This is a genomic window from Vibrio sp. 1078-1 (assembly GCF_033340475.1).
On the sequence record NZ_JAWOWM010000290.1, the window covers coordinates 1 to 739 of the forward strand.

General features: G+C 48.8%; 1 protein-coding gene. It reads right to left on the bottom strand.

The annotated features are described in order from the left end of the window. Positions 1-739, bottom strand: a 739-nt coding sequence (gene brnQ, locus R7190_RS27155) for a branched-chain amino acid transport system II carrier protein (RefSeq protein ID WP_318137838.1), incomplete at both ends; no start/stop codon positions are given.

Consider the following 739-nt stretch of genomic DNA (forward strand, 5'->3'; position numbering starts at 1 on the left):
AGCAACTAGCGCACATACGGCACCGTTGATTAGAACCCACTGCTTGTATGACAGTGATGTCTTCGAGCTGAAGAAATCAGAACATGCTGAAATCAGACCGATAGCCGTTGTCAGACACGCTAACAATACAATCACAGAAAGAACGATTTGACCGTAAGGGCCAAACAATGCTTGAACGTACTGGCTTAGAATCAGACCACCGTTGTCTGCGCCCGCAGCAACTGTTGCACTGGTAGCGCCTAGGTAGAATAGCGAAATGTAAACAAATGCTAGACCAGCCGCCGCGATACAACCTGCAAAAATCAGGTACTTAGTCGTCGCAGAACGCTCCGTGATGCCTTTGCCGCGCAGTGCATCCACCATCAACATACCAAACATCAGCGATGCGAAAGTATCCATGGTGTTGTAGCCTTCAAGGAAGCCTTTGGTTAGTGGCTGAGTTAGGTACTCACCGCGTGCACCAATCATATCGCCTTGAGGATCTAGGAATACTGCAACAGCAAGAATGATCAAACCGACAAACAGCGCTGGAGTCAGCACTTTACCGATCAAGTCGATAAGACGGCCTTGGAACCAAGAGAACAGCATTGCAACCGCAAAAAAGATCACAGAAAACGCGGTAAGGTGCGCTTGAGAAGCTTCAACAAAGAATGGCTTCACGGCCATCTCGTAAGCCACTAGGCCAGTACGAGGCGCTGCAAACGCAGGACCAATAATGATGAAGATAAGTGCTGCCATC